This window comes from Salinivibrio sp. IB282 (assembly GCF_001995685.1).
GTDB classification, from domain to species: Bacteria; Pseudomonadota; Gammaproteobacteria; order Enterobacterales; family Vibrionaceae; genus Salinivibrio; species Salinivibrio kushneri.
Genome location: NZ_MUET01000031.1, coordinates 21,992 through 30,882, shown reverse-complemented (window position 1 = coordinate 30,882; position 8,891 = coordinate 21,992). Strand labels below are relative to the sequence as shown.

The 8,891-nt window shown below is 51.8% G+C and carries 6 protein-coding genes; 1 reads left to right on the top strand and 5 read right to left on the bottom strand.

What is annotated here, in order from left to right:
* Positions 1 to 130: 130 nt before the first annotated feature.
* A complete protein-coding gene (gene prlC / locus BZG14_RS08290) occupies positions 131 to 2,173 on the bottom strand; it encodes an oligopeptidase A (protein WP_077608486.1) in 2,043 nt (680 codons plus the stop codon).
* A 281-nt stretch (positions 2,174 to 2,454) separates the two neighbouring features.
* Between prlC and gorA the strand changes: the two genes are divergently transcribed.
* The gene (gene gorA, locus BZG14_RS08285; RefSeq protein WP_077608488.1) at positions 2,455 to 3,810 is read left to right on the top strand and encodes a glutathione-disulfide reductase; all 1,356 of its coding nucleotides are present in this window, start codon (positions 2,455 to 2,457) and stop codon (positions 3,808 to 3,810) included.
* Positions 3,811 to 3,896: 86 nt separating this feature from the next.
* Here gorA and BZG14_RS08280 read toward each other — a convergent pair whose 3' ends face one another.
* The 4 genes from BZG14_RS08280 to BZG14_RS08265 form a co-directional block, all read right to left on the bottom strand.
* Positions 3,897 to 4,250 (bottom strand): Hpt domain-containing protein, encoded by a 354-nt coding sequence (locus BZG14_RS08280; protein WP_077456850.1) that lies wholly within the window; start codon positions 4,248 to 4,250, stop codon positions 3,897 to 3,899.
* 314 nt (positions 4,251 to 4,564) lie between these two features.
* Positions 4,565 to 4,831: a hypothetical protein gene (locus BZG14_RS08275; protein ID WP_077485998.1), complete on the bottom strand. Its 267-nt coding sequence runs from the start codon at positions 4,829 to 4,831 to the stop codon at positions 4,565 to 4,567.
* Entirely contained in the window at positions 4,832 to 5,611 is a 780-nt protein-coding gene (locus BZG14_RS08270; RefSeq protein ID WP_077608485.1) for a class I SAM-dependent methyltransferase, read from the bottom strand.
* A gap of 35 nt (positions 5,612 to 5,646) precedes the next feature.
* Positions 5,647 to 8,796, bottom strand: coding sequence for an ABC transporter substrate binding protein (locus tag BZG14_RS08265; RefSeq protein WP_241824639.1), 3,150 nt, complete (start codon positions 8,794 to 8,796; stop codon positions 5,647 to 5,649).
* Positions 8,797 to 8,891 lie beyond the last annotated feature (95 nt).

The following is an 8,891-nucleotide window of genomic DNA, read 5'->3' as shown; positions in this document are numbered from 1 at the left end:
GCCCTGCGCCAATCAAGCCTTGGATTACCCCTGGTCGTGCTCACTGACGAGCGTCGCGTCTAATCCCATCGGTGAATAAAAAGCCCGCACCCGTGATGATGCGGGCTTTTTTATGGAAGCGCTGACAACACTACGCTGTGGTGATCCCGCTATGACGCAGTAAGGCGTCAGGGCTTGGTTCACGCCCTCTAAAACGTACAAACAAGTCTTTCGGTGCTTCACTGCCACCACGACTAAGAATATGATTCAGGAAGTCCTCGCCGGTGTCGCGGTTAAAGATCCCTTCTTCTTCAAAGCGCGAGTAAGCATCGCTCGACAACACCTCAGCCCATTTATAGCTGTAGTAGCCTGCGCTGTAGCCACCAGCAAAAATATGCCCAAAGGCGTGTGGGAAACGGTTCCACTCCGGGGTTGGCACGACAGAGACCTTCTCACGCACCGCACTGAGCGTTTCCATAATCCGAGGGCCCACCTCTGGGTCAAACTCGCTGAATAAACGGAAGTCGAATAGACTAAATTCGAGCTGGCGCAACATCCCCATCGCCGAGTTAAAGTTTTTAGCCGCCAGCATTTTTTCCAACATATCTTCCGGTAGGGCTTCCCCGGTTTGATAATGCCCCGAGATAAAGCTCAGTGCGTCTTGCTCCCAGCACCAGTTTTCTAAAAACTGGCTTGGTAGCTCAACCGCATCCCAAGGGACGCCATTGATCCCCGACACATCCGCCACGTCGACTTGCGTCAGCATGTGGTGAATGCCATGGCCAAATTCGTGGAACAAAGTGACCACTTCGTCATGGGTAAACAGCGCCGGATCATCGCCCACTGGCGGATTAAAGTTACAGGTTAGATATGCGACTGGCGTTTGAAGCTCGCCGTTCGCTTTGCGGCGACGGACACGACATTCATCCATCCATGCGCCGCCACGTTTGTTTTCTCGCGCATACAAGTCAAGGTAGAAGCTGCCGCGCAGGGTGCCTTGACTATCATGAATATCGTAAAAGCGCACACTGTGATGCCAGGTTTCAACACCTTTGCGCTCGGTAATGGTCATGCCAAACACACGATGCATGACTTCGAACAAGCCGGAGATTACGCGTGCTTCGGGGAAATAAGGACGCAGCACTTCATCAGAGATGGTGTAACGGGCTTGCTTGAGTTTTTCACTGTAGTAAGGGATATCCCAAGGCTCGAGCACATCAACACCAAACTCTTCTTTGGCATAGGCTTTCACTTCCGCAAACTCTCGCTCACCTTGAGGACGCGCTTTATCAACCAGATCGTTTAAAAAGCCCATCACTTGGTCTGGGGTTTCCGCCATTTTGGTGGCCAGTGACAGCTCACTATAGTGATTAAASCCGAGTAAACGCGCTAACTCATGCTTGAGGCGCAGCGACTCATTCATCAACTCAGTATTGTCCCACTGCCCTGCCTGCGGCCCACGATCAGAGGCGCGTGTGGTAAAGGCTTCATACATTTGTTGACGCAGCGCTCGGTTATCACAGTACATCATGACTGGCAGATACGAGGGGATATCCAACGTAAATAAGTAACCTGATTGCGACTTGCTCTCGGCTTGGGCTTTCGCCGCGTTGCGCGCCGACTCGGGTAACCCCGCTAATTCACTTTCATCGTTAATCAGCTTGCTCCACCCCATGGTGGCATCGAGCACATTGTTGCTAAATGAAGAGGAAAGCTCCGACAGCCGCTTTTGAATGTCACCAAAACGGTGTTGCTGGTCGGCTGGAAGCGCAATCCCGGACAGCTCAAAGTCTTGTAACGCATCGTTAATCGCTTTTTGCTGCGCCACGTCGAGCTCGGCAAACTCAGCACTGTCTTTCATCGCTTTGTATGCTTGGTATAAGCCTTTATGCTGACCACGCCAGGTAGAATATTCCGACAGCAACGCCAGGCAGCTCTCATACGCCTCGCGCAGTGGCTGACTATTGACCACCGCGTTCATATGGCTGACCGGTGACCAGATGCGGCCAAGGCGATCTTCCGCCTCGGTGACGGGCACACTCACCGTATCCCAGCTTGGTTGTTCGGCGGCCGCCGCGGTATCCACCGCTTGACGACAGTCAGCAATCGCGGCTTCCACTGCCGGCTTAACATGCTCAGGCTTAATCGCCGAAAACGGAGGTAAATCCTCAAATTGAAGTAGCGGGTTGGACATAATGCCTTCCTTTTTGCTACCAGACGCTCACCCTATGAGGCCTGGAATATGAATGACAATCTGTATATGCCGTCTCTCTTTGCGCTTTTCAATCCCTCCCCATTTGCCTGGGTGTATTACCAGCGTTACAAAATGATTCTGAGACTGCTGCCTCAGTGCCGGTTTGGTATGCTATGGCGCAATGGGTCAGAGATGGTGGCTTTACAAGCGACGCCAAACACGACAAGCTGACCTCGATATCAATGCCAGAGGCACCCAGTGCCTATAAGATGGAGAAAGACATGGCAAAGCATTTCGACTACATCTGTATCGGTGGCGGCAGCGGCGGTATTGCCTCAGCCAACCGTGCTGCGATGCACGGTGCYAACGTCGCCCTTATTGAAGCAAAACACCTTGGCGGCACCTGCGTAAACGTAGGTTGTGTGCCTAAAAAAGTCATGTGGCATGGCGCCCAAGTCGCTGAAGCGCTTAACCTCTATGCATCAGACTACGGCTTTGATGTGGATGTAAAAGGCTTTAATTGGTCAACCTTAGTGGATAACCGTGAAGCCTACATCGGCCGTATTCACAACGCCTACGACAACGTACTGGGCAAAAATAATATCGATGTCATCCGTGGTTTTGCCCGCTTTGTCGACAACCACACGGTGGAAGTGGATGGCGAGCACTACACAGCCGATCATTTTTTGATTGCAGTCGGCGGCAAGCYCACGATTCCAAATATTCCGGGGGCAGAATTAGGGATCGACTCCGACGGCTTCTTTGCCCTCCCCGAGCAGCCTAAACGCGTGGCCGTAGTCGGTGCCGGTTACATCGCGGTCGAAATCGCCGGTGTACTGCATACCTTGGGCTCTGATACCCACTTGTTTGTGCGTAAAGATCGCCCACTGCGCACCTTCGACCCTATGGTTACCGACACCTTGGTCGAGGTAATGGAAAAAGAAGGCCCTACCCTTCACACCCAACATGTGCCCGTGTCGGTCACTGAAGAAAGTGATGGTAGCCTAACTCTGGCCTTTGAAAACGGCACCACCCACAACACGGACACCCTGATTTGGGCGATTGGCCGCCATCCGACCACGGATAAAATCAACCTCGGCGCGACCGACGTGCAGACCACGGCCGATGGCTACATCAAGGTTGACCCCTATCAGACCACCAGCGTCCCGCACATTCACTGTGTCGGTGATATTATGGATGGCGGCATTGAGCTGACGCCAGTCGCTGTCAAATCCGGACGCTTACTCTCAGAGCGTCTGTTTAACGGCCAAACGCATGCCAAAATGGACTATGATTTGGTTCCCACCGTGGTCTTTAGCCACCCGCCAATCGGCACCATTGGTTTGAGCGAGCCAGAGGCACGCGGCAAATACGGCGATGATAACGTTAAGGTCTATACCTCTAGCTTTGCGGCCATGTACACCGCGGTTACTCAGCACCGTCAACCTTGTAAGATGAAACTGGTTTGCGCGGGCGATGAAGAAAAAGTGGTCGGTCTGCACGGTATTGGCTTTACCGTTGATGAAATGATTCAAGGTTTTGCGGTAGCGATGAAGATGGGCGCCACCAAAGCAGACTTTGATAGTGTGGTCGCGATTCACCCTACCGGGTCAGAAGAGTTTGTTACCATGCGCTAAACCGCATAAGACAGGCTGGTAATAAAACGCCGTGTCGACACACGGCGTTTTTTATAGGTCACTCGCGAGCATGATAAGACAGGCGACTAGTGAGTGAGTTGCGCGCAAAATCGTGCCAAGCCTTCTTTAACATCCGCTAACGCGGCAGCCGCTTGTTCAGCAGCCTCCTGCTTGGCCGCTTGTTCGAGCGTTAATGCTTGCTGATGCAGCTCTAGCGCGGCAAGGTTGCCCGCACTGCCTTTCATCTTATGTGCTTCGCGCGCCAAGGCGGCATAGTCGGCATTGGCAAGCTGCTTTTCCATGCTTGGCAGTTGTTGCTCACTTTCTTCAACAAAAATACTGCAAGCCTCATCAAGAAGCGCCGGGCTATCCATTAGCCGGCTTAAGGCTTCTTCTTTATCCCAAACCGATACGTCGGCTTTTCCTTGATTGACACTCATGATGGACCCTTTGTACTGATAGACCGATGTGCCACGAGGGCGGATTGATGGCTTTGCCACCACCTTGTTTCTAATCGTTACTAAGCTTAACTGTCTACGTCTAGCACATTGAGAATGTGGCTAAACTCAGGCTCAATCATGCTCGCTTTTCCCCCAATTCATAACAAAGAAGTGAGTGCAGAACATGATGGATATGTTGCCTTGGCTAATCGTTTCTGGCCTGATCATCTCAGTCATTACCGGACTGCTGACCGTACTGATGGTCAAAGGCCTCGACTAAGCCCGCTAAGGCTCCCTAGTTCGCTATGGAGCCTTTATTTTTCCTTCCGTTTTTTCGCTTTCTTTTTTTCTTTGTTCGCTTTTTTACCCTTTTTATCTTTCTTGTCCGCTTTATTCTTGGCTTTTTGCGCTTTTTTAGTGCTTTCACTGGTAAGAGGCACAGGGCGACAGAGGTAGCCTTTTTCACTGGCGACTCGCGCACACTTGCTGCAAGCCGCTCGCGGTGGCGTGGTAATCGATGCTAACGCACTTAAGTTGGCCTCTACCTCACCCCGTCGCCACTTACACAAAGACTTCGCCATTTACGCCTCCGCACTTAACGCTGCGTTGATGTACATGTCAAAGCGGTTTTTCTTGGTAGTAATACTAGAGTGTGGTGGCGTTGCCGCCAAGGGCTCAGCATAATCTGGACGCTTAACCACTACGCGGCTGCGCGCGAGCTGGCACGCAGGCGCTAACAAGACATCGGCGTCCATGTCAGCGCCCACCAAAGCCTGGAACACACGCATTTCTTTTTTCACCAACGCGTTTTTTTTCTTGTGCGGATACATGGGGTCTAAGTAGACCACATCAGGTCGTTGTAGCCCGGGAGTCTGTGCCATATCAGTGAGTGCTTGCGCACTACTGGCATGCAGCAGTGTCATCCGTGATTGCATCCAGGTACCAATCTCAGTGTCTTGATAGGCGCGCTGTAACCCATCATCGAGCAGCGCGGCGACCACGGGATGCCGCTCAATCATCTGCACCTGACAGCCTAAGGATGCTAATACAAACGCATCACGCCCCAAGCCAGCCGTGGCATCCAACACCCGTGGCGTGACCCCTTTGTTGAGCCCCACCGCCTTGGCAATGGCTTGCCCTTTGCCACCGCCGAACTTACGCCGATGGCCGACCGCACCGCCAACAAAGTCGACATACACAGCGCCTAACTTAGGCTCATCCTGTTTGCGCAGCTCAAGGCGTGTCGCGGTCATGATCAACGCAAATGACGAATCAGGTGTGTGTGTCAGTGACCACTTTCTTTTTAATCCCTCAAATTGCTCGGATTTGTCAGGGGCGTCGCAAATCAAACTGAGTTGCACATTGGCTCTCCGCGGCTGGTTATGCGCCGAGTATATCAGAGATGGATTTTTTCCTTCATCGTCTCTCGACGTGCCGACCAATTTTTTACCTGCTCACCCAAGGGCGTGGGTACGCTAAAGTGATAGCCTTGGGCATAATCGACATCCAATGCGCGCAGTTTATTGAGAATATGTGCATTTTCCACAAACTCCGCCACGGTTTGTTTCCCCATTTGCTTGGCCAGATCATTAATGGCTTTCACCATCGCATAATCGGTGTCATCGGTGGCGATATCGCGAATAAATTGACCATCGATCTTAATGATATCGACCGGCAAGCGCTTCAAGTATCCAAACGACGAAATCCCCGCGCCAAAGTCATCCAAGGCAATCACGCACCCCAAGGCTTTTAGCTGCGAGAAAAGCTCGATCGCACTGCTCATGTTGGTAATAGCCGCGGTTTCAGTGATCTCCAGACAGATGCACTCGCTAGGCACTTGGGTTTGCTTAATCGCGGCGATTAAGAAGGTGACAAAATCCTTTTGAGTGATCGACCGTCCCGACAGGTTAATCGACACTTTACCCAGCTTAGCAATCTGATCCGGGTGGGCATCAAACCACGCTAGGGTTTTGGTCACCACCACAGTGTCCAGTTGATGCGCCATGTTGTAACGTTCGGCCGCTGGGATAAACATGCTCGGCGGCAACCAACCGCCTTGGGTATCGCGCATCCTTACCAAGGCTTCAATGTAGAGCGTATCTCGCCTACCCGGTCGAATATCGACGATCTGCTGTGCATAGATATCAAAGCGGTCGTAGGCAATGGCATCATGGATGTGGCTGACATACGCCATTTCTTGCTCGCGACGTTGCAGCTCTTCATCATCCGGGTGATAAAGATGTAAACGGTTACGCCCTTCGTCTTTGGCGGCATAGCAGGCGGTATCCGCTTGCGCATGCACTTGCTGCGGCGAACCGGCGGTGCGATCCAGAAGGCGAATACCCAATGAGCATGCTAAGCGCATACGGCTGCCGTGCCAGAAAAACTCACTGTCCGCCAAGATTGCCAGGAGTTGGTGCCCCCAAGTCAGCGCGCGTTCGGCCGAGTGATGATAGGCAATCACGCCAAATTCATCGCCCCCGAGTCGCGATAAGACCGCCCCTGTTGGCAGATGTTGCTGGATAATCTGCGCCACTTGTTTGAGCGCCTCGTCCCCTGCTTCATGTCCGGCGGTGTCGTTAATCAGCTTAAATTGATCCATATCGATGTAGTACATCGCGTGACACTGATCTTCCTCTCGCGCTTGTAACAGCGCGGCGGCGAGCTTTTGCTCAAAATAGCTACGATTATACAGCCCTGTTAAGTAGTCGTGATGGGCTTGATAAGTCAGCTGGTTTTCCATTTCTCGATGCGCAGTGATGTCTTCGCCCACCACCAGCAATTGCGTCTGATTATGCATCGCGCGCACGGTTTCACGCACCCACAAGGTATGACCATTACCCGCACGATACGGGATCTCACGCCGCCWTACCTGCTCTTGGTTGTTGTGATCGCGTTTAATCATTCGATGGGGAGGCACTTGATGCTCGACATATAAAGTGGTGATCTTGTGCCCTAATAAGGCGGCTTTGTCATAACCAAACAGATCAGCGGCATACTGATTGAGCGATTGAATACGTGCTTGGTAATCAATGGTTAATAGAATCACAGGTTGCTGTTCATACAACATGCGGTATTCAATTTCGCTTCGTTGTAGCTTCTCTTCGGTTTGTTTGCGCTGGGTAATATCACGGGCCTCTAACAGGACGCGCCGTTGGCCATTTTCGCTGGGAAACCCCTTGACGGCTACATCCAAGATCACCTCACGATGCGCTTCACTGAGGCAAAGCTCAAAGCGGCGAGGTTGAGAGAAATCGGTGAGCTTGAGGTACTCCTCCAGGCGAGCGGGGTTACGCCAAATCGGCCAAAACCACAAAGGTCGTCCACGATAAGGGTGACTTACGCTGATTAATTGATTAAAACTGGCATTGCCTGAGACCAAGATTCCGTTCTCATCCAACAGCGCAATAAACTGGTTACTTTGATCAAAAATGCCTTTAAGCATCGCTCGGTGGCGCTTTAACGCTGACTCACTGCGGCGTAACTGGCGAATATTGGCACCGAGCATGGCAATCACGCTTCCCAATACCAACACCGCCAATGCCACGGCTTGAAACGCAACTTGGTGCTTTAGCCACAGCGGCTGAGGCTTATTGATCACCACAGCGTCTTCGATAGCGCTCACATCCACGCCCCAATCTTTCAGCGCCGGGTAATCGAATAACATCAGGTTAGTACTGTCTCGCTCAGGGGGAAGCTTGCCTGCCAGTACATCCAACAGCAGCTGACCTTGGTGCTGACCTTGAGTTTTTCCATCGATGACAATGCCCCCGATCACGCCCTGACCCAGCATAAAGCTCATCGCACCATAAATTGGCACGGGCGCGTTTTGGATCAGTGAGTTGATGCCACTGAGCCTATCGAGAAAGGTGCCATTTTTATCGCGAAAGTAGGATAAATAATATACCGCCTCGCCCGGCTGCATCGCTTGAATGCGGTCATGCAACGCTTGGAAAGAGAGGCTAGATAGCCTGACAACCTCAACACCCGCGTTACCATCGTTTCTCAGCTGAGCCTTCACCACATTCCAATACTGACGACTGGAAAAGGTCTCATCGAGCAGTACGTACACCCGCTTTAAATCTGGGTGTAAGCGCTTCATTAACGACAAGTTGCGCGGTAAGTCTATTTCTTCTTTCACCCCAGTGACCTTGGGCAACAAGGGGTAGTGTTGACGACCAAAGTTATTGAGCCCCGCATACACCACCGGTGTCTCTCCCACGTATTCATGCAGCTCATGGATGAGCCAGAGTGCGGCATTATCCGTGGTGAGAATGGCATCAAAATCATGATTGGTCAGTTTATGGATATAAACATCTTTAAGCTGTTCGCGATAGGCATCCGATTGGTAGCGTTTACTTTCTAGGTAGGAATGCTGGAAGGTGATCTCTTCGCCTTGTGTCGCCGTTTCCAACCCTTCAACCAACGCCTGATTCCAAAAGAAGCCAGGATGATAGGAATGCACCACCAGCACATCTTTTTGTGCGGCATTGACGCTACTGGCGATAAGCAGTAATAAACCACCGAAAATGTATCTGATCCCCACATCCCCTTCCTGTTGGATTGTTGGTATCTTGCTAAACAACGCGATACCCTACATTAGGCGTTAACGAAGTGGCTAAGCAACCGCGTTAACGAAAA